21 protein-coding genes and 1 tRNA gene are annotated in these 26,857 nt (G+C 63.3%); 3 read left to right on the top strand and 19 right to left on the bottom strand.

The genetic code is table 11. The annotated features are described in order from the left end of the window. Window positions 1-562: 562 nt before the first annotated feature. Window positions 563-1,351 carry a GntR family transcriptional regulator gene (locus tag F0A16_RS19945; RefSeq protein WP_149437540.1) on the top strand — a complete coding sequence of 263 codons (789 nt, stop codon included), beginning with the start codon at window positions 563-565 and terminating at the stop codon, window positions 1,349-1,351. Between the two features lie 16 nt (window positions 1,352-1,367). On the opposite strand, the gene F0A16_RS19940 is transcribed toward F0A16_RS19945, so the two are convergent. Together F0A16_RS19940 and F0A16_RS19935 are read right to left on the bottom strand one after the other, a co-directional pair. Then, a complete protein-coding gene (locus tag F0A16_RS19940) occupies window positions 1,368-1,901 on the bottom strand; it encodes a gamma carbonic anhydrase family protein (protein ID WP_149437538.1) in 534 nt (177 codons plus the stop codon). A 52-nt stretch (window positions 1,902-1,953) separates the two neighbouring features. Next, window positions 1,954-3,294, bottom strand: a complete 1,341-nt coding sequence (locus F0A16_RS19935) for a sodium-dependent transporter (protein WP_149437536.1) — start codon at window positions 3,292-3,294, stop codon at window positions 1,954-1,956. Between the two features lie 220 nt (window positions 3,295-3,514). Between F0A16_RS19935 and prlC the strand changes: the two genes are divergently transcribed. Together prlC and F0A16_RS19925 are read left to right on the top strand one after the other, a co-directional pair. Next, on the top strand, window positions 3,515-5,566 hold the full coding sequence (gene prlC, locus F0A16_RS19930) for an oligopeptidase A (protein WP_149437534.1): 2,052 nt from the start codon (window positions 3,515-3,517) through the stop codon (window positions 5,564-5,566). Between the two features lie 66 nt (window positions 5,567-5,632). Next, entirely contained in the window at window positions 5,633-5,890 is a 258-nt protein-coding gene (locus F0A16_RS19925) for a YheV family putative zinc ribbon protein (RefSeq protein ID WP_149437532.1), read from the top strand. Window positions 5,891-6,040: 150 nt separating this feature from the next. Here the strand turns inward: F0A16_RS19925 and F0A16_RS19920 are convergent, their stop codons facing one another. The 17 genes from F0A16_RS19920 to metK form a co-directional block, all read right to left on the bottom strand. After that, window positions 6,041-6,712, bottom strand: coding sequence for a metal-dependent hydrolase (locus F0A16_RS19920; protein WP_149437530.1), 672 nt, complete (start codon window positions 6,710-6,712; stop codon window positions 6,041-6,043). 165 nt (window positions 6,713-6,877) lie between these two features. Further along, on the bottom strand, window positions 6,878-7,411 hold the full coding sequence (gene sodC / locus F0A16_RS19915) for a superoxide dismutase family protein (RefSeq protein ID WP_149437528.1): 534 nt from the start codon (window positions 7,409-7,411) through the stop codon (window positions 6,878-6,880). A gap of 129 nt (window positions 7,412-7,540) precedes the next feature. Next, complete coding sequence (gene metF / locus F0A16_RS19910; protein WP_149437526.1) at window positions 7,541-8,377, bottom strand: methylenetetrahydrofolate reductase [NAD(P)H]; 837 nt, start codon at window positions 8,375-8,377, stop codon at window positions 7,541-7,543. Between the two features lie 209 nt (window positions 8,378-8,586). Beyond that, the gene (locus tag F0A16_RS19905) at window positions 8,587-9,555 is read right to left on the bottom strand and encodes a cation diffusion facilitator family transporter (protein ID WP_149437524.1); all 969 of its coding nucleotides are present in this window, start codon (window positions 9,553-9,555) and stop codon (window positions 8,587-8,589) included. 199 nt (window positions 9,556-9,754) lie between these two features. After that, window positions 9,755-9,895: a hypothetical protein gene (locus F0A16_RS21815; RefSeq protein ID WP_187776089.1), complete on the bottom strand. Its 141-nt coding sequence runs from the start codon at window positions 9,893-9,895 to the stop codon at window positions 9,755-9,757. 388 nt (window positions 9,896-10,283) lie between these two features. After that, window positions 10,284-10,379: transfer RNA gene (locus F0A16_RS19900), tRNA-Sec, on the bottom strand. Between the two features lie 170 nt (window positions 10,380-10,549). Next, window positions 10,550-12,544, bottom strand: a complete 1,995-nt coding sequence (selB, locus tag F0A16_RS19895; protein WP_149437522.1) for a selenocysteine-specific translation elongation factor — start codon at window positions 12,542-12,544, stop codon at window positions 10,550-10,552. Next, window positions 12,541-13,986 carry an L-seryl-tRNA(Sec) selenium transferase gene (gene selA / locus F0A16_RS19890; RefSeq protein WP_239023906.1) on the bottom strand — a complete coding sequence of 482 codons (1,446 nt, stop codon included), beginning with the start codon at window positions 13,984-13,986 and terminating at the stop codon, window positions 12,541-12,543. The genes selB and selA overlap by 4 nt, the downstream gene beginning before the upstream one ends. Window positions 13,987-14,233: 247 nt before the next feature. Continuing rightward, window positions 14,234-15,196: a formate dehydrogenase accessory protein FdhE gene (fdhE, locus tag F0A16_RS19885; protein ID WP_239023905.1), complete on the bottom strand. Its 963-nt coding sequence runs from the start codon at window positions 15,194-15,196 to the stop codon at window positions 14,234-14,236. Then, on the bottom strand, window positions 15,180-15,827 hold the full coding sequence (locus F0A16_RS19880) for a formate dehydrogenase subunit gamma (protein ID WP_149437520.1): 648 nt from the start codon (window positions 15,825-15,827) through the stop codon (window positions 15,180-15,182). The genes fdhE and F0A16_RS19880 overlap by 17 nt, the downstream gene beginning before the upstream one ends. Next, the gene (fdxH, locus tag F0A16_RS19875; protein ID WP_149437518.1) at window positions 15,824-16,762 is read right to left on the bottom strand and encodes a formate dehydrogenase subunit beta; all 939 of its coding nucleotides are present in this window, start codon (window positions 16,760-16,762) and stop codon (window positions 15,824-15,826) included. Before fdxH ends, F0A16_RS19880 begins: the two co-directional genes overlap by 4 nt. 9 nt (window positions 16,763-16,771) lie before the next feature. Next, a complete protein-coding gene (gene fdnG, locus F0A16_RS19870; protein WP_239023908.1) occupies window positions 16,772-19,771 on the bottom strand; it encodes a formate dehydrogenase-N subunit alpha in 3,000 nt (999 codons plus the stop codon). Between the two features lie 236 nt (window positions 19,772-20,007). Further along, complete coding sequence (locus F0A16_RS19865; RefSeq protein WP_149437515.1) at window positions 20,008-22,197, bottom strand: TRAP transporter permease; 2,190 nt, start codon at window positions 22,195-22,197, stop codon at window positions 20,008-20,010. Between the two features lie 23 nt (window positions 22,198-22,220). Further along, window positions 22,221-22,718: a DUF1850 domain-containing protein gene (locus tag F0A16_RS19860; protein ID WP_149437513.1), complete on the bottom strand. Its 498-nt coding sequence runs from the start codon at window positions 22,716-22,718 to the stop codon at window positions 22,221-22,223. Window positions 22,719-22,746: 28 nt separating this feature from the next. Next, on the bottom strand, window positions 22,747-24,066 hold the full coding sequence (locus tag F0A16_RS19855; protein ID WP_149437511.1) for a TAXI family TRAP transporter solute-binding subunit: 1,320 nt from the start codon (window positions 24,064-24,066) through the stop codon (window positions 22,747-22,749). A gap of 125 nt (window positions 24,067-24,191) precedes the next feature. Further along, a complete protein-coding gene (locus F0A16_RS19850; RefSeq protein ID WP_149437509.1) occupies window positions 24,192-25,439 on the bottom strand; it encodes a cation:proton antiporter in 1,248 nt (415 codons plus the stop codon). 190 nt (window positions 25,440-25,629) lie between these two features. Beyond that, a complete protein-coding gene (metK, locus tag F0A16_RS19845; RefSeq protein WP_149437507.1) occupies window positions 25,630-26,850 on the bottom strand; it encodes a methionine adenosyltransferase in 1,221 nt (406 codons plus the stop codon). Window positions 26,851-26,857: the final 7 nt, after the last annotated feature.

The raw sequence follows: 26,857 nt of genomic DNA, 5'->3' as shown, positions 1-26,857 counted from the left end.
GATCGATTGTTAAAGAGCGTTCTTACTGGAGGCCTTTCGGGCCTCTGCCACGAGCCAGGAAATCATCCAAGTGCTTGTCAGCACTTGCTTTCTTGGCCGCCGTAAGGAGTGGCGTATTTTAAGGATCCGGGCGAGGATGTCAACGTCTTTTTTGTCGAATCCCGCTTGGCGTCGCATGCTGCCGTCGGCGCCGATCCTGTCGAAGAAGCGGGAGCATTCTGCCTGCCTCCCTGCCTGGCGTCAACCGATTATTTCAATCGAATCAAACGCTTGGCTTCCTTCTTCACTCCCGTCGAGAACCTGTCTCGGCGGCAGCGGATGCGTACTTTACGGACCCGAACCGGACTTGGCAAGCCCTTGAATCGAAAAAACTGAATCGATGATGAACATCTGCGGTGGCTCGATACAGATCAATGGCGACGGAAGCCGATTGCCGTCGGGCGTCTTATGCTTTTGCCAGATGCCAACTTCTGACGTTCACCATCACGACTGGCAAGTCTTTGAAAGCTGCCAGAACATTGGTAAAACCAATTATTGGAATCGTCATCAGGAGCATCGTCACGTGACCTACCCTTCCGTCAGGCAGCCCCGTCTGGCCGACGTTATCACCGAGCGGCTCGAAACGATGATCCTCGAGGGCAGCCTTAAACCGGGCCACCGCTTGCCGGCCGAGAGACAACTGGCCGAACGCTTCGGAGTTTCACGCCCCTCGCTACGCGAAGCCATTCAGAAGCTGGCCACTCGCGGACTGCTGACCAGCCGTCAGGGCGGGGGCACCTATGTCAGCGAGCGCCTCGTCGATAGCTACGGCGATCCCATGCTGGAGATGCTGTCGCGCCACGACGAGTTCCATCTCGACGTGCTGGAATTTCGCGATGCGATGGAAGGAATCACGGCCTATCACGCGGCAATGCGGGCAACACCGGCCGACAAAGAGATGCTGCAGCAGCGGTTCGAGGCACTGGACAGGAGCTACAGAGACCCGGTCCAGCAAGGGGACCCGCTACGCGAGGCCAAGGCCGACGCCGCCTTTCATCTTGCCATTGCCGAGGCCGCGCACAATGTCCTGATGCTGCATACCATTCGTGGCCTTTTCCATCTGCTGGAGAAGAGCATCGTCGGCAATCTGGCGCATCTGTTCGAGCGCCCCAACGCCCGCCAACGGTTGATGGCGCAGCACCGCGCGCTGCTCGAGGCGATTCAGGAAGGGAGAGCCGAGGAGGCTCGGATACTGGCCCACGAGCATCTCGACTACGTCAAGACGGGGTTGCTGGACATGCAACGCGCCGAATCGAGGGCCCGACGCGCGGAGAGACGCTCGCAGTTGCTGAGCGACCGCTTCGAGCCCTGATCGCTTCCGCCCCGGGTCACTCTCCGCTCAGATGCTGGTCCTTCAGCTTGACGTAATTTTTCGCGGAATAACTGAAAAACGCCCGTTCGGCGGCCTTGAGCTCGCGCAACGGCTTGGCGGGGTTGCCAGCGTAGACATGGCCGCTCGCCAGCACCTTGCCGGGCGGCACCATGGCGCCAGCAGCAACGATCACTTCGTCTTCGATCACGGTCCCGTCGAGCACCACCGCGCCCATTCCGATCAGAACCCGATCCCCGACCCGGCAGCCGTGCAGCGTGGCCTGATGGCCGATCGTGACATCCTCCCCGATCACCAAGGGATGGCCGCCGGGGTTGTAGTCACTGGCATGGGTACAGTGCAGCACGCAACCATCCTGCACGCTGGTACGCGCGCCGATGCGAATGCGGTGAACATCGCCACGGATGACCGCCATCGGCCACACCGAGCAGTCGTCGCCCAGCGCCACGTCACCCAGCACGACACTGGTATCGTCGATGAATACCCGTTGACCGAGGCTGGGCGTCACGCCCTGAAATGTTCGAATTGCCATTGAGTCCCACTCCTATCGCTATCCAGAATCCGCTTCACCATCCAGGCACGGCCTACATGAGGCTGGTCGCCAGCACCACGACCGTCAGCGGAATCGACACGTAACGCACCAGCCATCGCCACAGCCGGAAGCCACCGATGCCGACGCCCAGCGCCGCCGTGGCCGCTTCCTTCGACATCATCCAGACTGCGAAGATGGCGGTCAGCAGACCACCGACCGGCAGGAAGATATCGGGCGGAACGGTCGACACCAGCGTGAAGAAATTCATCTCGCCAACCCAGTGCACGTCTGCCAGGGTGGAAAACGAGAGTACCGACAGCAGACCCACCAGCCACACCAGAGACCCGATCAGGATAGCAGCCCGGCTGCGTCGCCACCCGGCACCTACCAGCATCGACACCATCGGCTCGGCGAGATTGATCGACGACGTCCAGGTCGCCACCAGCAGGAGCAGAAAGAAGGCGCCCAGCCAGACCTGCCCTCCCGGCAATTCGCTGAAGGCGATCGGCAGCGTGACGAACATCAGCCCCGGCCCCTCGCTGGGATCGAGACCATGGGTGAAGACCACGGAGAAGATGGCAATACCGGAGAGCAGCGCCACCGTGATATCGAGCAGCGCCACGGCAAAGACGGCTTTGGGCAGACTCTGCTCCTCGGGCATGTAGGCACCGTAGGCCATCAGGGCGCAAGCGCCTACCGCCAGGGTAAAGAAGGCGTGCCCCATGGCATTGAGCACGACGCTCCAGGTGATGGCGGCGACGTTCGGAGTGAACAGCCAGTGCATGGCGGCCCCGAAACCCGGCGTGGTCACGGCATAGCCCCCGAGAACGATCAGGATCGCGTACAGCAGCGGCATCATCACGTTGTTGAGCTTCTCGATGCCGTTGGCGATGCCAGCCGCCACCACCGACATGGTCAGCAGCATGAACAGCGTATGGTTGAAGGTCATGCGCAGCGGATCGACCAGGAAGGCATCGAAGCTCGCGCCGATCTGCGGGGGAGAGAGACCGACGAAGTTGCCATTCACGGCACTGACCAGGTACTCGATCGACCAGCCGGAGACCACCGAATAGAACGACAGGATGAAGAAGACGGTGATCGCGCCGAAAAGCCCCAGCCATTTCCAGTGACGACTCACATCGGCCTCGTCGGCCAGGAACGCCAGCGCCTGCATCGGGCTGCGCCGGCCGGCGCGGCCGATCATGATCTCGGCCATCATCATCGGCAGCCCCAGCAGCAGTACGAAGAGGATATAGAGCAGCAGGAACGCCGAACCGCCGTTCTCCCCCGTCATGTAGGGAAAGCGCCAAATGTTGCCCAGCCCCACGGCGGCACCGGTGACCGCCAGGATAAAGGCACGGCGGGACTGCCAGCGCTCCAGAGTTTCACTCATCATTCGGGACCTTTATCGAACGGGTTGCGGCCGCGGGCGGCCTGCAACGGGCAGACGGGACCGACGCGAAAACGCGAAGAGCCTATCAGCACCGGGGCGGCTCGCCAATCTCGCCCGGGCCAGCGCCCATAACGGGCGCTGCCAACTGGAGCCCCCGGATTGAAAGCGGCTTTGGCTTCCCCCATATAGAATGGCACTGATTCCGTCGTCCGAGGTGACCATGTCGAATAACCCGCTGCTCGAGCAGCATAGTCTGCCGCCGTTCGAGGCGATCCGTCCCGAACACGTCGTACCGGCCATCGAGAAGATCATCGCCGACAACCGTCAGGCCACCGAGGCCCTGGCCCGGCAGCAGGACGTGAGCTGGCAGACCCTCGCCGCGCCGCTGGAAACGCTCGACGACCGCCTCTCCCAGGCCTGGTCGCCGGTGTCCCATCTCAACTCGACGATGAACAGCGACGCCCTGCGCGACGCCTATCAGCAGTGCCTGGCCATGCTTTCCGAGTACGGCACCTGGGTCGGCCAGCACACCGCGCTTTTCAAGGCCTTCGAGCCTCTGCGCCAGGGCGACGAGTTCGCGACACTCGATACCGCGCAGCGCAAGGCGATCGACAACACGCTGCGCAACTTTCGTCTCGCCGGTGTCGATCTCCCGGCCGATGCCAAGAAACGCTACGGCGAGATTCAGGCTCGCCTGTCGGAACTCGGCAACACCTTCTCCAACCAGTTGCTGGATGCGACCCAATCCTGGCACCTCGATCTCGCCGACGCCGATCGCCTGGGCGGCCTGCCGGAGAGCGCCCTGGAGACATTGAAGGCCAATGCCGAAGCCAAAGGCGTTTCCGGTTACCGCATTACCCTGGACGTGCCCAGCTTCCTGCCGGTCATGACCTTCGCCGAAGATCGCGAGCTGCGCCGGGAGGTCTATACCGCCTACGTCACCCGCGCCTCCGACCAGGGTCCCAAGGCCGGCGAGAACGATAACGCGCCGGTGATCGAGGAAACCCTGTCACTGCGTCAGGAGTTGGCCCGCCTGCTCGGTTTCGACACCTACGCCGACTACTCGCTGGCCACCAAGATGGCCGAAACGCCCGAACAGGTGCTGGGCTTCCTCGACGACCTCGCCAACCGCGCACACCCGCAGGCGCAGCGCGAATTCAACGAGCTCGAAGCCTTCGCCAAGGAGAGCCTCGGGCTCGACGCCCTGAAGCCCTGGGATACCGGCTTCGCCAGCGAGAAACTGCGCCAGGCCCGCTACGATATTTCTCAAGAACAGTTGCGCCCCTATTTCCCCGCACCGCGTGCCATCGAGGGCCTCTTTCGCGTCACGAACAAGCTCTACGGCATCCGCATGGCGGAGAATCCGGAAGCGCCACGCTACCACCCGGACGTAAAGTACTTCGACGTGCTCGATGGCGATCGCCCCATCGCCGGCTTCTATCTGGACCTGTACGCCCGGGAGGGCAAGCGTGGCGGCGCCTGGATGGATGTCTGCCGCACGCGTCTCCAGCGCGAGAATGGCGAACTGCAGCTGCCGGTGGCCTATCTCACCTGTAACTTCACGCCGCCGGTGGCGGGCAAGCCGGCGCTGCTGACCCACGACGAAGTGCTGACACTGTTCCACGAGTTCGGCCACGGCCTGCATCACATGCTGACGCGGCAGACGGTCGCCGATGTTTCCGGGATCAGCGGCGTCGCCTGGGACGCCGTGGAGCTACCGAGCCAGTTCATGGAGAACTTCTGCTGGGAGCGCGAGGGTCTCGACCTGATCGCCGGCCACGTCGATACCGGTGAGAAATTGCCGGATGAGCTGCTGAACAAGCTGCAGGCGGCGCGCAATTTCCAGTCGGCCATGCAGATGATGCGCCAGCTCGAATTCTCGCTGTTCGATTTCCGCTTGCATCACGAGTGCCGCAAACCCAGCGCCGCCGATGTCCAGGCGCTGCTCGACGACGTGAGAGCCAAGGTGTCGGTGGTGCCGGCCGTCGACTTCAACCGCTTCCAGAACGGATTCGCACACATCTTTGCTGGCGGCTATGCCGCCGGTTACTACAGCTACAAATGGGCCGAAGTGCTCTCGGCGGACGCTTATAGTGCCTTCGAGGAAGCCGGCATCTTCGATCCCGAGACCGGCCGCCGCTTCCGCGAGGCGATTCTCGAACAGGGCGGCTCGCGGGAAGCCGCAGAACTGTTCAAGGCTTTCCGTGGTCGCGAGCCGAGCATAGACCCGTTGCTACGCCATGCCGGCATCGAACCGCGAGACGCCGCCTGATCTGCGGCCATCCAGCGACTCGAGAGGACGCCTGCGAGCGTCCTCTCCTCCATTTCGAGGTAACGCATGACCCAGACACCGAAACGCTTCATTGCCGGCGCGATCTGCCCGCGCTGCTCGGCCATGGACCGCATCCGCTCCTGGGAGCAGAACGGGATTCGCTACCGGGACTGCGTGAGCTGCGATTTCTTCGAGCAGTTGCCGATCGAGGATGAGACGATCCAGGAGGTTCCCACCCGAGTGAACCAGCCCCGGGAACGTCAGCGTCCGGCCAGCGATGAGATCACCCCGGTACGGATTCTCGACCCACGCAAACCGCACTGATTCCGCCGACCGCCCCGTCAATCGGCGACAATGCGCTGGAACAGGGGATCGTGCGAGCGCGTTTAGAGCAGCGTTTCGCTGACGTCGAACATCAGTTGTATCGCGATCTCGTCGTCACGCGGTGATGGGGGACATGGCGGGCAGGTGGGCTCAATGCCACAGCGCCACCCCCTGCATCACCAGCTGCCGTAGTACCGAGAAGGATGGCAGCCAGCTCAACAGGTGCATCGATATCAGCGCCAGCATCAGCGCACTGCCCGGTGACTGCCAACTGAAGAGCTTGAGGGCCGTGCCGAAAGAACGCTTGAAGCGCGCCCCAGTGAGATCGACGCTATACAGCTCGTCCAGCAGCAAATGGATGACGAAGCCCAGCGTCATCGCCAAGCCGTGGATCCAGGCCAGTCGTTCAGGCTGATCCAGCAGGGAGAAACTGATCGCTGCCGTCGACAGCCCGCTGATCGACGCCGCCAGCAGCGAATGCCACAACCCACGATGAACCGTGAAGCGCGCGAAAATCGCACCGGCCAGGTAGCGCACGCCGAGATAGACACCGCCGCAGGCGGCAAGCAGGTAGGCCGGCGTGACTCGATGCTGCAGGACCAGCACCGCCAGTACCACCGCGACCACGGCCAGGAGATTGAAGATCAGGCGGATGGCCTGGGACTGATCGGCATCGATATCCGGGAGAATACCGCCGAACGCCACCAGTATCGCCACCACCAGCGACTGCCATCCGCTCCACTGCCCCGCCTGCCATCCGGCCTGAGCGACGGCGGCTCCGCCGACACCCGCCACGCCGAGATGCGTTCGAAAATTGGCCATTGGCCCAGGCGCCCCATAACTGGATAAATAAACAGATTATGGCGCGCGCGCCGACCAGAAAACAATAGCTTAAGAATGACCGTTGCAGGGCGGAGTGCCTCCGCAACGAAACAGGACGGCTCCCTCTGTGGGGGAGCCGTGAAAAGGCGCGCCATTCAGGGCACGCTAGCTCTCATCGACGACGCCACAGGCAACGCGGCTCCCGCCGCCACCCAACTTGGGCTCGTCGCTGTAGTTGTCGCCACCCTCGTGAATCATCAGCGAGTGACCGCCGAGATCGGCTTCGGTGAGACGTGGCGCCAGTACTGGCGTCGTCGCTTTGCCGTCATCCCCGACCGTGAGTGCCGGCAGGTCCCCGAGATGGCCCTCGTCGCTGTAGGGTCCCTGGTGTGTGCCGGTATCGTCAGGGTCGAAGTGGCCACCGGCGGCGCCGCCAGGCGTGACCTCGCCATCGGTCTCGCTGGTCTCGCAACTGGCATTGGCGTGCAGGTGGAAACCGTGGAGCCCGGCGTTCAGGCCCGACAGGTCGGGCGTCAGCAGCAGACCGTACTCGGTGTCCTTGGCGACCACCTTGCCGACGCTATCGCCGACACCGTCCGCGGAAACCGAGTGCATCTCCACCGTGGTGTCCGCCTGCGCCCATCCCGACAGGGCCAGCGCAACCCCCGCGGTCAGACCGATCAATCCGTTGCGTTGCATGGCGCTCTCCTCTCCGTGAGTGAATCTTTCAGCCGGATGCCGGCCGATAATGCACTCTTCAACGTAGACAACGTCGTCGAACGACGCGAATCCACTGATCCGAGGATAGTGCCAGCTTGCGGCCGGGGCTCAGTTCAGGTTGTCGAGCACCCGAAGCGTGGGCGCGGACTGGTTGAGCGTATAGAAATGAAGCCCGGGCGCACCGCCATCCAGCAGACGCCGGCACAGATTCGAGACGACCTCGGTGCCGAATGCCTGGATGCTGTCGCTATCGTCTCCGTAGGCTTCGAGCTGCTTGCGGATCCAGCGCGGGATATCGGCCCCGCAGGCGTCGGAAAAGCGCGCCAGCTTGGTGTAGTTGGTGATCGGCATGATGCCGGGCACGATCGGGGTGTCGATACCCATGGCCCGAACGCGCTCGACGAAGTGGAAGTAGGCTTCGGCCGTGAAGAAATACTGGGTGATGGCGATGTTCGCTCCCGCCCTGGCCTTGCGGGCGAAGTTTTCCAGGTCCCGCTCGAAGCTCGGCGCCTGCGGGTGCGCTTCGGGATAGGCGGCCACCGCGATCTCGAAATGATCGCCAGTCTCGTCGCGAATGAACTCGACCAGTTCGTTGGCATAACGCAGCTCCCCGGCCCCACCCATGCCCGATGGCAAATCACCGCGCAGGGCCACCAGGCTATCGACGCCATCTTCACGGTAGGCGTGCAGCAGATCGCGCAGCGCCGATTTGTCGCTACCGACGCAGGAGAGGTGCGGCGCCGTGGTGACTCCGCTGCGACGGACCGTCCTGACGGTGTCGAACGTGCGTGCCTGAGTGGAGCCACCGGCGCCGTAGGTCACGGAGAAGAACCGCGGCTTGCGGGCGGCCAGCGCATCGCGGACACCGCCGAGCTTTTCGCGCCCCGCGTCGGTGTTGGGGGGGAAGAATTCGAAACTGAATCCCAGCGGAGGCTGCGTGCTCATGACATTGCTCTCTTCGATGCGGACCAGCGTGATCGCACGCTGGTCGAGGTCTCGCTCTCGAGCCTTGGTGTCCCGGAAACGACGACCGGCGATGGATTGACGACAGTATGATGGAGATTCTGCCTGCCCCGGGCGGTCACGGCCAATGAAACTTTCCCGTCGTCACCGTGAGCAAGGTTCATCGTGAAGCGACATCACATGCGCCTGGTTCACGAATGTACGATCATCCCTTGGTTGCACTCGCCACCGGTCAGGCAGTCTCGCGTCTCGACCTGCAATGTTGCGTGCTGGATCCCGAAGCGGGACTGCAGCATGGCGTAAGCCCGCTCGATGACCCCGTCGTGAAAGGCAGGAGACTCGATCACCAGGTGCGCGCTGAGCAACGGGTCCTGGGGTGTCAGGCCCCAGACGTGAATATCGTGCAGGCTCTTGACGCCCTCGACGTCGAGCAGCGCCTGCCGAATCTGGCCTATATCGACCCCTTCGGGGGTACCCTCAAGCAGTGTGTGCGCGGAACGGCCCAGGATCTTCCAGGCGGCGCGCAGAATCAATGCTGCGGCCAGCATCGAAAGCAGCGGATCGATCGGTGTCCAGCCGGTGAGCATGATCACCACGGAGGCCACAATCGCCGCCACCGACCCCAACAGGTCGCCGATCACATGCAGCAAGGCACCGCGCAGGTTGAGATTTTCCCGGTCACCACCGTGAAGAATCTTGAAGGCCACCAGATTGACCAGCAGACCCAATATCGCCACTACCATCATCGGTCCCGCCAGTACATCGACCGGTTGGGTGAAGCGCTGAATCGCAGCGATGAAGATCCATACTGCAATGGCCAGCAGCGTCAGCCCGTTAACGAAGGCGGCAAGGACCTGGAAACGCTGATAGCCAAAAGTGCGCAACTTGTCCGGCGCCTTGTCGCCCATGTAAAAGGCGACCAGCGCGAGGCCGAGCGAAAAACTGTCGCTGAACATGTGACCGGCATCGGCCAGCAAGGCCAACGATCCTGAGATCAAGCCGCCCACTACCTCTACCAGCATGAATCCGGCCGTCAGAATCATTGCCAGCCTAATCCGTTTGACGCTGTCAGCCGTCACGGTTGGCGCATGATCGTGCGAGTGGTCATGAGAATGACCATCCTCCGCGTGGTCATGATGCGCGTGGTCGTGTGAAGCCATGAGACCTGTCCCGATGAGAATGTCCCCGAATATTAGCCTATGCCCCCGACGCTATTGTATTACACGCTGCCGGTGTGACGAGTTGCATTCGATCCCTCGATATCTCTGGGTCAACGGTTTTCGATCGACTACGTTGAGATCACAACCGCGACAGATCCAAGGCATGCCGGGGCCAAGCCGACAGCTCGCCCCCGGCGCCTCAATCGTCATGCCTCGAACGCTGGCGCCAGAGATCCCAGGCGATTCCCGAGGCGATGCCCGCACCGATGCCCCATCCCCACTCGGTGGTGGACATCCAGACCACCAGTCCTACCACGATACCGATCAGCGAACCCTGCATGATGTCTCCATCGATGGCGACGTTGTCGTGGTCATTGTAGTCACGGCTGAGGCTGAGATAATCGGTAGGCAGGTCAAAAGGAGGAACCCACTCCCACGTTCCTTCGCGGTGAGGGCCACTTGGCTAAGTGGACAATCTCAGAGTGGACTTTCATTATCGAATCGCCAGCGACTTTCTCGTGATCCCAGGATCGTTCTTGCTTACGGCAAAAGCTAATTTTCTTAATCATGCATTTATAAGTAACTGAATAATCAATAAAACGCGTAATTTTTTGCAACCCTGAAAAAACGCCGTCTTCACAAGTCACTTGCACATGGCAAATCGTTCGGGCCAGGCGATCGATGGTACCGGACAATCGCCTCGCTTGGGTGACAGGTGATGGGAAAGATGGCGGAAGAGAGTGGGAGTCGAACCCACCAGGGACTGCTGGCAGCCCCTACAGGAGTTGAAGTCCTGGCGCCCCACCGGGGAACGATTCTCTTCCGGAGATGGTGTTTACAAAATGCTTGCACTCGACAATACGGCGTTAAAATCGGCCTGAAAATGCTCATTTTCCCCGTGTAAACTCTGCTTTTCGCCCGGTTTTTCCTTAACTTGCCTTCGCTCGCCGATGTTGCCCCCTCTGAGCGCTCGATCACCAAGGACCGAGCCAAATCACTCGAACAGCATATCTTCCCGGATCACCTTGTGACCATCCCCGACGCGCCGCGTGAATCCGATCCGGTCGAAAAACTCGAGAATCGCCACCGCCAGCTTCCGACCACAGCCGACCCGGTCCCGAAAGTCCGCCGCCTTCGCCCCAGGTGACGCCTCGCCATCCAGTTCGCGAATCACGCCGGCCAGCTCGGCGACATGGGTCGTCAGGAAGAAATGATCGTGGCGCAGCTGATAGACACTACCGAGCAGCGCGCAGCTTCTCAGCAGACGCCGAGCCTCACGCTCTTCCCAGCCGAACTGCTGGGCGATATCCCGCACACGCGGCGGATCGTAAGGAGACGCCTCCAGCAGCGGGCGCACCTGCTGCCAGCGCCGGGCCTCTTCCGGGGAAAGCGAAGCCTCGTGGGAGGCCAACGCCACGAACGGACCGTGCTGCACGATCTCGTCGCCCGCCTTCCAGCGCTCCAGCAACGGGCGGAACAGACTGGCCGGCAACCGAGGAGCCACCATGCGGCGCAAGCGGTCGACGTCGACACCGCGCATGACGGGCTCCTGCTCGTGCATCAGTGCCAACCGCTCCAGCGCCTTGCAATAGAGCGATTGCTGCGTCCTCACGGGGAGTGCGTGGCTCTCTCCCTGATGGGAGACGACCCACCAACCGGCGAGCGTGGCGCTATTCTCGAGTTCGCCCGTCTCCCGGTCGAGATTGGCAGCCAGCGCCACGAGATCCACGCTCTCCTCGTCCAGCGCCGGGGCTTGCCACAGCACCCGCGGGTCCTGAGCGCCGCGATCGTCCGGCAGGAACGCTTGCAATTGACCCAACCAGGCGAGACGCGCCGGTTTCCTGGCACCTCTTCTGGGAGGATCGACATCAAGCACGCGGGCCCCGCCCAGCGTGTGACTGGCCCCGTGGTCGCGAATCACGACTCGATCACCGTGTGCCGCCTGCAGCGGCGAGTCCAGCACCAGTTGCGCGAGCATCGATGCCCCGGGCGCCAAAACCTCCGCTTCCAGTAACGAGATGCGCCCGGTGACATGGGCGCTGCCATGATGGAGGTGAACGGGCGCCCAGTGCTCGAGCGACGGCGACTCCGGCAGCGAACGCAGAACGACATCGAGCCGGCGCTGATCGCCGAGCCGGGAAGCCTCGGCCACGACCCAATCGCCCCGGGCCAGACGCCCAATCTCGATATCGGCGCCGCTGAGATTGATGGCACAGCGCTCGCCCCGGCTCGCGGCTTCCGCATCGCGATCCTGACACCGCAGTCCGCGCACGCGTGCCGCCAGGCCGGTCGGTAACAGTCGGACGCTGTCACCCAGCGATACCCGGCCGCTGCGCACCGTTCCGGTGACCACGACGCCCGCCCCCCGCTTGGTGAAGACACGGTCGACGGCGAGCCGAAAGCGACCCGAAACGGGAGTGGCTGCCGCGCTATTCCCGGGGATATCGCCGTCTCCCGAGACAATGCCGTCTCCCGGGACCTTGGCGGCCGCCGTCCATAGCGCGTGTTCGAGTGCGCCGACTCCCTCGCCCGAAACAGTGGAGAGCGGAAAGATCGGCGCCCCCGCGAAGGCGGTATCCGCCAGCCAGCGCTGCAGCTCGAGCATGACCTGCGCGATGCGGTCGGGTTCGACGCGATCGGTCTTGGTCAGCGCCACCCAGGCCCGTGTCACGCCCAGCAGCTCCAGAATGCGGGCATGTTCGCTCGTCTGCGGCATGATGCCGTCGTCCGCCGCGACCACCAGCAACATCGCTTGGATACCCACGGCGCCGGAGAGCATGTTGGCGATGAAGCGCTCGTGGCCCGGCACGTCGATGAACCCCAGCATGGCCCCGGCATATTCCGGTGGCGGCTCGGGATAGGCATAGCCGGCCTCGATGGTGAGACCACGAACCTGCTCCTCTTTCAGGCGATCGGTGGCCACGCCGGTGAGCGCGCGAATCAGTGCCGTCTTGCCGTGATCGACATGCCCCGCGGTACCGACGATCATGCCGTGCGATCCCACAGCGGCCGAAGGGTATCGAGCTGCTCGACGAACCGGCGCTCCTCCTCGTCGCCATCCAGGCAGCGCAGATCCAGCCACAGTGCACCCTCGTGCACTCGCCCTATCACGGGTCGCGGCAAGCCGCGAAGCACGCGCTCCAGCCGGGACAGATCCCGACTCCGTGAGCAATGGAGCACCAGCGCACGGCTGTCGAGACGATCCACCGGCAGCGAGCCGCTGCCGAGCTGGCTGCGGCAATCCCGACAGGTCACTTCGGCAATGCCATCGAGTGCCGCCTGCATCATCGGCTTCAATCTGCTCACCTGGTCGCCAATCGTGGCCACATCACGCGCCAGCATCGACAACGTCGGCAGCGAGCGTGATGGCATATCACTGTCTCGATAGCACCGGAGCGTGGCCTCCAGCGCCGCCAGCGTGAGCTTGTCACAGCGCAACGCCCGCTTGAGCGGGTGTTGCTTTAGCCGGGCGATCAGCTCACGCTTGCCGACGACGATGCCCGCCTGCGGACCGCCAAGCAGCTTGTCGCCGCTGAAGGTCACCAGATCGGCGCCCGCCGCGATCGCCTCCGACGGCTGGGCCTCGTAGGGCAGGCCCAGCGCGCGGAAGTCGGTCAATGCGCCGCTGCCCAGATCGATCATGAACGGTATGCCATGCTCGTGGGCGATCCGGGCAAGCTCGTGCTCCGGCACGCTGCTGGTGAATCCGGTGATGGCGTAGTTGGAGGTATGCACCTTGACGATCAGCCCGCTGTCGTCACCGAGCGCCTGGTGAAAGTCCCGCGCGTGAGTGCGATTGGTGGCACCGACCTCGACCAGCCGACAGCCGGCGGCGGACATCACGTCCGGCATCCGAAAGGCGCCGCCGATCTCGATCATCTCGCCCCGCGAGATCACTGCCTCGCGCCCGGCGCCGAGGGCCGTGAGCGATAGCAGCACGGCCGCGGCATTGTTGTTGACCACGGTCGCCGCCTCGGCACCGGTCAGTTCGATCAGCAGCTCTTCCACCAGACGGTCACGATCGCCGCGCCGCCCCTTCTCCAGATCGTACTCCAGCGCGATGGGGTGACGGGCAGCCTGGACGACGGCCTCGATGGCCGCTTCGGAGAGCGGCGAACGCCCCAGATTGGTGTGGATGACGGTGCCGGTCAGATTGAAGACCGGACGGGTATTGGCGCGTGTCAAAAGCTCGAGCCGTCCCCTGATCGCGGCGACCAGGTCGCCCTCCTCGGGCCGGTCGTCACCGATGTCGTCCGCCGCGCCCTCACTCAAGCGCTGGCGATAGTGGGCGAGTGTCTCACGAATGGCGCGTATCGGCAGCCGGTCACCATGGCGCTGCCGCCACGGCTGGAGTTCGGGATGGTCGAGCAGTGTCGTCACCCCCGGCAACTGGCGGCGAAGATCCATCGATGAGGCGATCGTGTCGGGCATGACGGGCTCGAGGTCGCTGACTGTGACCTCGATTTAATCGTCGAGCTGGCGCCAATACAAGCCGCGAGCCGCGAGCCGCGAAGACAACCCCCGTCGACTCGCGAAGCTCGCAATCCCTTTCTCGAAGCTCGAAGCTCGAAGCTCGAAGCTCGAAGCTCGAAGCTCGAAGCTCGAAGCTCGAAGCTCGAAGCTCGAAGCTCGAAGCTCGAAGCTCGAAGCTCGAAGCTCGAAGCTCGAAGCTCGAAGCTTAGGCCGGCTCGCCCAACACCAGCAGTGGATTGAACGCGCGCCGTTCCAGTTCTCGATCGGCGATCATCATGTCCAGGGCCAGGCTGGCAAGATCATCGGCCAGCGGATCGGCATCCGCTTCCCACTCCCGATTGACGCGCTTCAGGTAGCTGTGACAGTGATCGCAGGTCTCGGCCTGGATCGGCAGCACCCGCTCGCCCTGTTCATCCTCGAGGCTGCAATAATCCAAGGTCTGGCTGTCGCCACACTGCGCGCATTTGGCCCGCTCGGCGTACCACTCGCTGGCACAAAGGCCACACTGCAGGTAACGCACCCGGGAGCGCGCCATGCCGATCTGGATCAGGCTGCCGACCGCAAGTGAGCCGCAACACGGACAGAGCCCGCTGGCGACGTCAGCCGGTCTGGGCGGGGTCGCCGGCAGCACTCTTGCCTGGCGTGTCCACGCCACCTGCAGCGCCGCGCCCACCAGCGGCGCCATGGCACGCTGCTCGAGCGGCAACGGCTGGCCCTCCAGCACGGCGCGGGCCAGCTCGGCCCGATCCGCGTCGGGCAGCTGGCGCAACGCCTCGAACCAGGTGCGTTGCGGAGCCAGGACCCGTCCGTCAAGCTCGCTCAGCAGTGCCTCGAGATCGTCGGGCCATGACATGTCACGCCACAGGCCGTCTACCGACAGCGGCGGGATGCCATGGCGCATGGCCAACTCCGCCCCGCTCGTCAACACCGGACGCGACTGCTGGACGACGCGGTGCTGCGCCTCGACGATCATCGCCATGAACTGGAGATAGGGCGCCATCGCCGGTACCCGCTCGGCCAATTGCCGCAGGCGCTGACCACGCTCGGCAAACAGCTTGCGTCCTGGCAATCCGACCATTGGCGGCGCCCCTGGCGACGGGGGCGACTGGCCGAAGGCGTGCTCGCGGGTCACGCTTGGTCCGTGCTGGCTGTCAGGGCTGCTGCTCACGGCGCTGCGCCTCCTCTTGTTCGCGGGCCCACAGGCCGTGGTGATGGCGCGCCCAGGCTCGGGTCACCCAGCCTCGGGTCATGGAGCGAATCGAGCCCTTGACCCAGATGGCGGCATAGACGTGGACCACGATGGTGACGATGGCCACGAACGCCGACACGGCGTGGAGCAGACTGGCAAAGCGGATCAGCGGAATCGGGAAGAACCCCGCGAACCACGGTCGCCACATGATCACGCCGCTGAACAGCAACAGCGCGATCGACACCACCAACGACCAGTAGACCAGCTTCTGACCCGGGTTGTACTTGCCGATGGGTGGCAGCTTGTCGTCGCGATTGTCGAGCACGTCGCCGATCTGGCGCGCCCACTGGACGTCGTTCTCACCGAGCAGGTTGCGACGCACGTGTCGTGCCGCCATGGCGTAGAACAGCAGCACCAGCACCACGCCCAGAAACGGGTGCAGGATGCGCGCCCATACCGGCCCACCCAGCGTATGACTCAGGAAGAAGAAGGCGGGATGGAAGAACGCCAGCCCGGATAGCGCCAGCAGCACGAAGACCATGGCCATGGTCCAGTGATTGGCGCGATCCAGCGGCGAATAACGAATCAGTCGATCGCGTGGCATCTTCATCGGTCTTCTCCCCGCGGACGGGTGGCATCGTAGCCGAGCGAATGCGGTGGCGGCACGTCGTCCTGCCCGTGTTCCGCCTGCTCTTCCGGTTCTTCCTTCGGCCCCTTGGTCATGTAATGGATCACGCCCGCGAACGCGGTGATGCCGATGATCGCCGACATGATCGGCTTGGTCGCGCCCTTCCACGCCCCGACCAGCGGCGAAATGCGCGGATCCTTGGGCAACCCGCTGTAACGGTTGGGGTCATTGGCGTGGTGGAGCACGTACATCACGTGCGTGCCGCCGACCCCGGCCGGATCGTAGATACCCGCGTCACGGAAGCCGAGCGCCTTGAGATCGCCCACCCGCTTCTCCGCCCGCGCCAGCATGTCTTCCTTGGTGCCGAACTCGATGCAGTTGGTCGGGCAGGTCTTGACGCACGCCGGCTCCATCCCCGCGTTGACCCGATCCGAGCAGAGCGTGCACTTGTAGGATTTCTGATCTTTTGCCGATATCCGCGGAATATCGAACGGGCACCCGGTAATGCAGTAGCCGCAACCGATGCAGTGCTCCGAATTGAAGTCGACGATGCCGTTGGCGTACTGCACGATAGCGCCGGGGGCCGGGCATGCCGTCAGGCAGCCCGGTTCGGCGCAGTGCATGCAACCGTCCTTGCGAATCAGCCATTCGAGGTTGCCCTCCTGCGTCTCGTGTTCGCTGAAACGCATGACCGTCCACGAATTGGCGGTCAGATCGGTGGGGTTATCGTAGGTGCCGTGGCACTCGCCAACATCGTCGCGTAGGTCGTTCCACTCCATGCACGCCACCTGGCAGGCCTTGCAACCGATGCATTTGGAGACATCGATCAGTTTGGCAACCTCATCGACGTGACTCCGGACCTGAGGAGGCGTCGTGGTGGTGGCGGAGCGGGCGATGATGTTCTGAGAGTTATTCATATGCCCTCCTTAGACCTTGTCAACGCGGACGGTGAACGACTTGTATTCCGGCGTCTGGGTATTGGCATCGCCGACGAACGGTGTCAGGGCGTTGACCAGGTATCCTTTCTTGGCCACCCCGGTGAATCCCCAATGCAGCGGAATCCCCACGTGGTGGACCTGCTTGTCGCCGATCATCATCGGTCGCAAACGCTTGGTCACCACTGCCACGGCCTTGATGAAGCCCCGTTTGGACGACACCTTCACCCAGTCACCCGCCGCGATGCCGATCTCGTCGGCCAGCGCTTCGCCGATCTCGACGAACTGCTGCGGCTGCACGATGGCATTGAGCTCGGCATGCTTGGTCCAGAAGTGGAAATGCTCGGTAAGACGATAGGTGGTCGCCGCGTGCGGAAACTCCTCGGGCTTGCCCAGCGCCTCCCGGTCCTCGTCGAAAATGCGCGCGGCCGGATTGTTGCGCGCCTTCTCCTTGCCCGGATGCAGCAGGTTCTGCGACACCGGTGACTCGAACGGCTCGTAATGTTCGGGGAACGGCCCGTCGACCATGCTCTGCCCGGCGAACAGGTGGCCGACGCCCTCCGGCTGCATGATGAACGGCATCTGCCCTTGCGACGGCGGCGAGTTGGTCGGGAAGTCCGGCACGTCCGCCCCCACCCAGGCGCCCTGCTCGCCATCCCACCAGACGAACGCCTTGTCAGGCCCCCAGGGGCGCCCCTGGACGTCGGCGCTGGCCCGGTTGTAGAGGATTCGCCGGTTCATCGGCCAGGCCCAGGCCCAACCCAGCGTGTTGCCGGTGCCATAAGGATCGGAATTGTCGCGGTTGGCCATCTGGTTGCCGGCTTCGGTCCAGCAGCCGGTGAATATCCAGCAACCCGCCGCAGTGCGGCCGTCGGCGGTCAGCTCGGCGAACCCGGCCAGTTGCTCACCGGCTCGCCGGGTCACGTTGCCCTGCTCGTCGGTCAGATCCTCCAGCGCACGGCCGTTGAACTCGCGCGCCAGCTCATCCGCCTTCGGATCGTCCGGAATTCGGTAATCCCAGGTCAGGTTGAGTATCGGATCGGCGAAGACGCCACCCTCTTCCTGGTAGAGCCGTTTCAGCTTGAGGAACAACTCGCCCATGATGCGGGTATCCGGTCGCGCGTCTCCCGGCGGCGGCGCCGCCGACCAGTGCCACTGCAACCAGCGGGCGCTGTTGACGATCGACCCCTCATCCTCGGCGAAGCAACAGGTCGGCAGACGGAACACCTCGGTGTCGATCTGGCTGGAGTCGACATCGTTGTATTCGCCGTAGTTCCTCCAGAACTCGCTGGTCTCGGTATTGAGCGGGTCCATCACTACCAGGTACTTCAGCGAAGAAAGCGCCCTGGTCACCTTGGCCCGGTCGGGGAACGAGGCCAGCGGGTTGAAGCCCTGGCAGAAGTAGCCGTTGAGCTCGCCCTTGGACATGCGCTCGAAGGTGTCGAGAATGTCGTAGAGCGGTCGCTCGAGCTTGGGCAACCAGTCGAAGCACCAGTTGTTGCCTTCGTTGGCGGCATCGCCGTACCACGCCTTCATCAGGCTGACGTGGAACTTTTCATAGTTCTTCCAGTAGGAGACCTGCCCCTCGACGGTCGGCTGCTTGGTGCGCTTGTCGATGTAGGCGCGGTAATCCTGCTCCTTGGCATTGGCCAGCGTCATGTAGCCCGGCAGCAACTGGGACAGCAGCCCCAGATCGGTCAACCCCTGGATGTTGGAGTGGCCACGCAGGGCGTTGACGCCACCGCCCGGCATTCCCATGTTGCCCAGCAACAGCTGGACCATGGCCGCGTTGCGAATGATCTGGGAACCGGTCGAGTGCTGCGTCCACCCCAGCGCGTAGAGGATGGTCATGGTCTTGCCGGGCACCGCCATAGCCGCGATCTTCTTCCAGATGCGCTGGATGTCGTCGACCGTGATCCCGGTGATGCTCGACACCATGTCCGGGGTATAGCGCGAGTAGTGCTCTCGCAGCAGTTGATAGACGCAGCGCGGATCCTGCAACGACTCGTCGCGGCGGACGAAACCGTCGTCGCCCATCTCGTACATCCACGACTGCTTGTCGTAGCTGCGCGTCGACTCGTCATACCCGGAAAACAGGCCGTCCTCGAACCCGTAATCCTCGCGCACGATCAGTGCCGCGTCGGTGTAGTTCAGCACGTATTCGCGCTGGATCTGGTCGGTCTCGATCAGGTAACTGATCAGCCCGCCGAGAAACGCGATATCGGTGCCGGTACGGATGAACGCCTTGTCCTGCGCCACGGCGCTGGTACGAGTGAAGCGCGGGTCGATCGTGATCAACTCGGCTTTGTTGTGCTCGATGGCCTCGGTGACCCAGCGGAAGCCCACGGGGTGTGCCTCGGCAGAGTTGCCGCCCATCGACAGAATCAAGTTGGCATTGCGGATGTCGACCCAGTGATTGGTCATGGCACCGCGACCGAATGAAGGGGCAAGACCTGCCACCGTCGGTCCGTGTCAGACGCGTGCCTGGTTGTCGAAAGCCACCATGCCGAGGTTACGAACCACCTTGTGGGTGATGTAACCGGCTTCGTTGGAAGAGCCGGACGCGGCCAGGAATCCCGTCGTCGTCCAGTGATTGACCGTCTCGCCCTGCGCGGTGCGCTGGACGAAGTTGGCGTCGCGATCGTCCTTCATGTGCCGGGCGATACGGTTGAGCGCCTCGTCCCAACTGATGCGTGTCCATTCGCTGGAGCCCGCTTCACGCACCTGCGGATATTCGAGCCGCCCCTTGCTGTGAACGAAGTCGAGCAGACCGGCGCCTTTGGGGCAGAGCGAACCACGGGACACCGGATGGTCGGGGTCGCCTTCGATATGGAAGACGTTCTGTTCGACGTTCTTGGAACCGTCACCCTTGCTGTAGATCAGGATGCCGCAGCCTACCGAGCAGTAGGTGCAGGTGTTGCGGGTCTCTTTGGCGTGGGTCAGCTTGAACTGGCGGATCGAGGCTTCGGCGGGCTCGGGCGCAAAGCCCATCATCGCCAGGCTCGAGCTCGCCAATCCCGCTCCGCCCAGTTTGAAAAACTGGCGCCGAGTGACATTGATTGACATGTGCCATCCTCATCGGTCATTGGCCGGCATCTCTGCTAAGGAACGGACGCCTTGGATTCCTTATAGCAAACCTCGGCCGGTATTGCCCGTCGACGCCATCGAAAACGCCCGCCCTCCTTGGCAGGAGCGCGGGCGTCGTCGCGGAGCTCGGCGTCGCCGGGCTAGGTCGTGCCGGCGGACCTCACTTCCGGCTTCGCCTTGGCCAGCAGGAACAGCACCACGGTAATCACCGCACCGACGATGTCGCTGGCCAGCCCCGGGAAGATCAGAGCCAGCGCGCCCACCGCCGCCAGGACCCGCCAGAAGGGATTGAGCGGCCGCCGCAGGTAACCCTCCACCGCCACCGCCAGCAGCAGCACGCCGACCACGCCGGTCACGATGACCCACAGCGTGTTCCAAAGGGTCGCATCGATCATCAGCATGCTGTGGGCGAACACGAACATGTACGGCACCACGAACCCGGCGATGGCGAGCTTCATCGCCTGGAAGCCGGTGGCGTTGGGCGAGCCGCCGCTGATGCCCGCCCCCGCGTAGGCCGCCAGCGCCACGGGCGGGGTCAGATTGGCGAACAGCCCGAAGTAGAACACGAACATGTGGGCGACGAAGATCGCCGTCTCGTTGCTGCCGGCCAGCTCGCGGAACATCGGCAGGTTGAGCAGGATCGGCGCAGCCATGGTGCTGGTGATGATGTAGGTCGGGATGCTGGGCAGCCCCATGCCCAGCACGATCGAGGCGATCATGGTCAGCACCAGCGTGACCAGCAGTTGGATCATCGGAATCGGAATCTGCTGTCCCAGCGTCACCACGGCATCCGCCGCCTCCAGCGCGATGCCGGTGAGCGTGGCGATACCCACGATGATCCCGACCGCCCCGCAGGCCACGGCGACGGGAATCGCGTTGCGCACCCCATCGTGCATGGCGTCACGGCAATCCCCCACATCCATCTTCTCGGCCACCATCCCGAGCCTGGCCCGCAGCGCGTTGATCGCCACCGGAATCGCGATGATCACGAACAGCATCCAGCGACTGGCCGGGAAGTTGGGCAGGGCGTGACCGCCGATCAGCGCCCGCAGCTGGGGCTCGAAGATCAGCAGCGTCAGGATCAGGCCGAGCCCGACGGTCACGCGGCGCGTGCCGCAGATCAGCACCGTCGCGGCGATCGACCAGAAGGCGGCGAAGAACGGCGCCCGCCCTTCGAACAGCAGCCACAGCAGCACCGCCATCGGTATCAACAGATGGCCTCGCTTGAGCATCACCTCCTTGAGCGGGGTCAACTGCGAACGGGGAATCCCTTCCAGCCCGTTGCGCATGGCACGCAGATGGACCTGGAACAGCACCCCGAGGTAGAAGAGCAGCGCCGGGATGATCCCCGCCAGGATGACCTGGGTGTAAGGCACCGAGAGCACCTCGGCCATGATGAACGCCGCCGCGCCCATGATCGGCGGCAGAATCTGTCCACCGACGCTGGCCGCAGCCTCCACCGCACCGGCGAAGTTCGGCTTGTAGCCGGTCTTCTTCATCAGCGGAATGGTGAAGGCGCCGGTCGTCACGACGTTGGCGATGGCGGAGCCGTTGATCGACCCCAGGAAGCCGCTGGCGATGACCGCCACCTTGGCCGGGCCGCCACGGGTATGCCCGGCGATGGCCAGCGCCAGATCGTTGAACAGCTGCCCCAGGCCGGACTTGCCGAGGAAGGCACCGAACAGGATGAACAGGATGATGTAGCTCGCCGAGACCCCGATCGCCGTACCCAGCAAGCCCTCGGTGATGTACACCAGGTGCGAGACGATCTGCTTGCACGTCGCGAGAACGATCGCATCGTTCACCTGCGGATAGAACGAAAGCTTGGCGTAGAAGCCGTAGACCAGGAACAGCGAGGCCAGGATCGTCAGCCCCCAACCCGTGACGCGCCGGGTGGCATCCAGCACCAGCAGGATCGCCACGAAGCCGACCACCATGTCGACATTGTTGATGCGCCCCGCCGAGGCGATGACACGATCCGACACCGCCAGCATATAGACACCGATCCCGAACGCCACCAGCGCCACAACGGCATCCCCCCACGGCACCCGATCGCGAGCCCCCTTGCGGGTCAACGGATAGAGGATGAAGGCCAGTCCCAGCAGGGTATAAAGGTGGATGCTGCGTTGCGCGACATCGACCAGTGGTCCCGAAAACGAGGTGTAGAGATGGAACAGCGCCAGCAGCACCGACACCGCCGTGACGAACTGGATCACCCTATGCGGCAGTCGATCCCGGACCAGGCTTTCACGATCGAATTTCTCCAGCGCTTCCTTGACCGACGGATCCTCGGGACCGTCGGCGGAAACCGTGACTTTCTGTTCGGACATTTCTCATCCTCGCCAGGCGGGATCTATGATAACCAGGGCCGCACCAGTGCCGGCAAGACTTGCCACAACGGCACCCTGAGTATGGAAAAGGTCAATATGACGGGAGGGTCGCCACGCGACAGGGGAATGGTATGGCCGGCGAAAATCAGACGGTAATGCTCTTCCACCGCCGCTTGCACCGCCAGCGGATCGACCACGCGATCGATCCCCGTCATCACTACCCACCCATCCTCGAGATGGGTCTCGGTACCGGCATGCGACGGTACGCCAGCGCCGAAGGTCTTGAAGCGCGTCCCGGTGATCTCGATGGCGTCATCGGCGGTCACCTCGAACCACTCTTCCCAGTCTTCCTTCTCGACCGAGTGCATCCAGCGCAGCGTGAACGTCGTGCCCTGCCACCCGGGAAAGGCAAACCGCCACTGGGGTCCGTCACGCACGACGAGCCACGGTAGCGGATACAGCGCGGTGGCTATCGTCAGGATCGCCACCGCTGCCAGACTCAGTCCCGTTTTACGCGTCATGACTTGCCGGACACGCGATCACCCACACTCAGGATTGCGGTTCTTTATCCTGAGCGTTTTCGCTACCGCTGGTATCGCTGCCTTCGGCCGGATCGACATTGTCCTCGGGCGTCTCGGCGCTGGTTTGCTTCGCCGGTTCGGCTTCGGCGCCGTCGGCATCGGTTGTTGCCGCATCGGCATTGGCCGAGTCGGACGCCGTGGCGTCGGCACTCGTCGAAACGCCCTCTGCCGGCTGATTCGCGCCATCGTCACTGGAAGCCAGTGTGTCGTAGTATGCCTTGGCGCCCGGATGTAACGGCACGACCAGGTTCTGGTCCATGGTCGCAGGATCGAACTGCTTGAGCGCGCCGACGGAAACGTTGCCGGATTCCAGATAGTCGTGGAAGCGCTTGGCCAGATCCGCGGCGACATCGTCCCGCATGGAGGAGGGCACGATCATGATGTTGCGGATCGCCACCGTGTCCACGGCATCGCCCAGGTTGTAACGCTCGGGGGCGCCAGCCGGGATTTCGTAGCTCTCGTAGTACGGGTATTTCTCCAGCAGCGTGGAGGCGACGTCACCACTGACCGGCACGAAGGTGATGTCGGTGCTCTGCATCAGACCGGTGATACTGGAATTGGGAACGCCGGAGGTGAAGAACGCGGCATCGAGATTGCCATTGCTCATCTCGGTGACGCTATCGGCGTAACCGGTATGGCTGACCTGGGCCAGGTCGTCGTAGCTCAATCCCGCGGACTCCAGCACCTTGGCGGCGCTCTGCTCCACACCGGATCCGACCTTGCCGACGCCGACTCGCTTGCCTTTCAGGTCGGCAACGCTGTGAATATCGCTATCGGCGGTGGCGACGACCTGCACCACGTTCGGATACATCCCGGCGATGGTTTCGATGTCGGCGGGCTGGCCGTCGAACTGGTTCTGGCCCTTGACCGCGTCATAGGCCACGTCGCTCATCACGATGGCGACCTGGTTCAGGCCGTCGTTGATGTTGTTGATGTTCTGCACGGAGGCGCCGGTCGAGACCACCTGCACGCCGTCGACCAGGTCGCTCTTCTCGAACACCCCCTTCAGTGCCCCGCCGATGGGATAGTAGCTACCGCCGGTCCCGCCGGTGCCGAAGATCAGGTTGACGGGTTCGCCGCCACCGCTGCCTTCGCTACTGCCGCTGCCGGAGGTGTCGGAAGCGGCCATCTCCTGGGTGTCGGAACCGGAGGACTGGGATTCCTGCTGGGAGGACGACGGTTCCTGAGTCTCGCTCTTCGCCTGATCATCGCTGTCGTCGCCGCAGCCCACCAGCAGCGCGCCGGACAGGCCTAGTGCCGCGACCAGCATCCCTGTGCGTAACATCATGGTTCACCCCGTCATTTTGAATACCATCGGCCGGTCGGCCGAAGAAAAAGATACAACACAATGACACAAGAGTAAGGAACGCCCGGCGCCGATACCATGCCTGCGCCGCCACATACCACTAAAGTCTAAGACTTGCCGGATCCCTGCGATAATACCCGTTGTACGACGCCGCCAATGGTCAAGCCCTGGGCCAGAATCGAGAACAGCACGATGAGGTAGGTCACCATCACCAGCGTATTGCGGTAATCGCTCTCGGGAAGGCCCAGCGCCAGCGCTACCGAGATCCCGCCCCGCAACCCACCCCAGGTGAGTACGCGCGTGGTTCCGTGGCGAAAGTGAACCCAGCGGCTCAACACGACGATGGGCAGGCCGATGGTGGCCAGGCGCGTCAGCAGGATCACGCCGATCACCGGGCCCGCGACGATCAGATACGACCATTCGAAGGGAATCAGCAGTAGCTCGAGGCCGATCAAGACGAACAGCACCGCGTTCAGGATCTCGTCGATGAGCTCCCAGAAGCCATCGACGTAGCGCCGGGTCGTCTCCGACATGGCGTGTTCGCGCCCACGATTGCCGATGAACAGTCCGGCGATGACCATCGAGATGGGCCCCGATACCTGCAGATGCGTCGCCAGCGTGTAGCCACCCAGCACCAGAGCCAGCGTCACCAGCACTTCGATCTGGTACTGGTCGATGCTCTTCATCAACCGGTAGGCGACATACCCCATGACCAGCCCGAGCAGCATGCCGCCACCCGCCTCTTCCAGAAAGAGTATCGCGGAGTGCGCCACCGTCAGCGCCTCTGTCGCGGTCGCCGCCCCCAGCAGCATGGTGAACACCACCACCGCGACACCATCGTTGAACAGCGACTCGCCGACAATCTTGATCTCCATGTCCTCCGGCGCACCGGCACTGCGCATGATGCCGAGAACGGCAATCGGGTCCGTCGGCGAGATCAAGGCGCCGAAGACCAGGCAATAGAGATAGGGCACGCCGATGTGAAAAGTGCGGAAGAGCCACCAGGCGGCACTGCCGATCACCACCGTCGAGATCACCACGCCGACGGTGGCAAGCAGGCCGATCGAGTAGCGATAGCGCTTCAACTGGTGAAAATCGACATGCAGAGCCCCGGCAAAAAGCAGAAACGAGAGCATCCCGTCCATCAGCAGGGCGTTGAAGTTGATCTGTCCCAGCCAGGCTTCGGCCCAGTCGGTGATCGCGTCGAATCCGAGATGGCTCGACGCGATCAGCAGCACCGATGTCACCAGCGAGATGAACATCACCCCGATCGTCGCCGGTAACTTGATGAAGCGGTAGTTGAACCACGCGAACAGCGCGGTGATCGTGATGAAGAGTGCTGCGATTTCCAGCATCGAATCCTTTCCTGTCGTCGCCGAACGTAACGAATTGCCGATGGAGTTCCCGCCCCGTCATGCAACGATAGTGGCTCGTCACGGTGGCAGCCATGATGCAGGTGCATCCCGCCGAAGACTCATCAAAAAAGCGGACCCGGTAGGCGGGTCCGCTTTGTCCTGTACCGCTGGCCGAGCCCGGGGATCGTCGTCACAGCCCAGCGGCGGCCTTCAAGGCCTCGGCCCTGTCCGTCTTCTCCCAGGGGAAGGCGGTGAAGGTCTCGGTCTGCGTTTCACCGTTGACGTCGGTCCAGGTATAGCTGGACTCGAACGGCTCGCGGCCGAAGTGCCCATAGGACGCGGTCAGTTGGTACATCGGGTGGAGCAGGTCGAGCATCCGCGTGATCGCGTGCGGACGCAGGTCGAAGTGCTCACGCACCAGCTCGATGATTTTGGTTTCGCTGATCCGGGCGGTGCCGAAGGTGTTGATAGACACCGAGGTCGGCTCTGCGACGCCGATGGCGTAGGAGACCTGAATCTCGCACTTGTCGGCCAGCCCCGCGGCGACGATGTTCTTGGCCACGTAACGCCCGGCGTAGGCGGCGCTGCGATCAACCTTGGAGGGATCCTTGCCGGAGAACGCACCACCACCGTGACGCGCCATGCCACCGTAGGTGTCGACGATGATCTTGCGCCCGGTCAGGCCGCAATCGCCTACCGGGCCGCCGATCACGAACTTGCCGGTTGGGTTGATATGGAAGCGAGTGTTGTCGTGAATCCACTTCGCCGGTAGCACATCGCGGATGATCAGGTCTTCCACCGCCTTGCGCAGGTCGTCCTGGGAGATGTCCGGATCGTGCTGGGTCGAGAGCACCACTGCATCGACCCCGTTGGGCTGGCCTTGGTCGTCGTAGGTGAAGGTGATCTGGCTCTTGGCGTCCGGGCGCAGCCACGAGAGCGTGCCGTTCTTGCGCAGTTCCGCCTGACGTTCGACGAGACGATGCGAGTAGTGGATCGGCGCCGGCATGAACGACTCGGTCTCGTTGGTGGCGTAGCCGAACATCAGGCCCTGATCGCCCGCGCCCTGATCTTCGGGCTTGCTGCGGTCGACGCCCTGGGCGATATCGACACTCTGCTTGCCGATCAGATTGATCACGCCACAGGTTTCGCCATCGAAGCCGACCTCGGACGAGGTATACCCGATATCCATGATCACCTTGCGCACGAGATCTTCCAGGTCGACCCAGGCGGTGGTGGATATCTCGCCGGCCACGATGGCCACGCCGGTCTTGACCAATGTTTCGCAGGCGACGCGTGCCTGCTTGTCCCGAGCGATGATGGCGTCGAGAACGGCATCGGAAATCTGATCGGCGATCTTGTCCGGGTGACCTTCGGACACGGATTCAGAGGTAAACAGAGAGTATTCGCTCATGGCGTAC

Origin of the sequence: Salinicola corii (assembly GCF_008298015.1) — a bacterium.
GTDB lineage: Bacteria > Pseudomonadota > Gammaproteobacteria > Pseudomonadales > Halomonadaceae > Salinicola > Salinicola corii.
The sequence above is the reverse complement of the archived record's forward strand: the minus strand, read 5'-3'. Positions and strand labels throughout refer to the sequence as shown.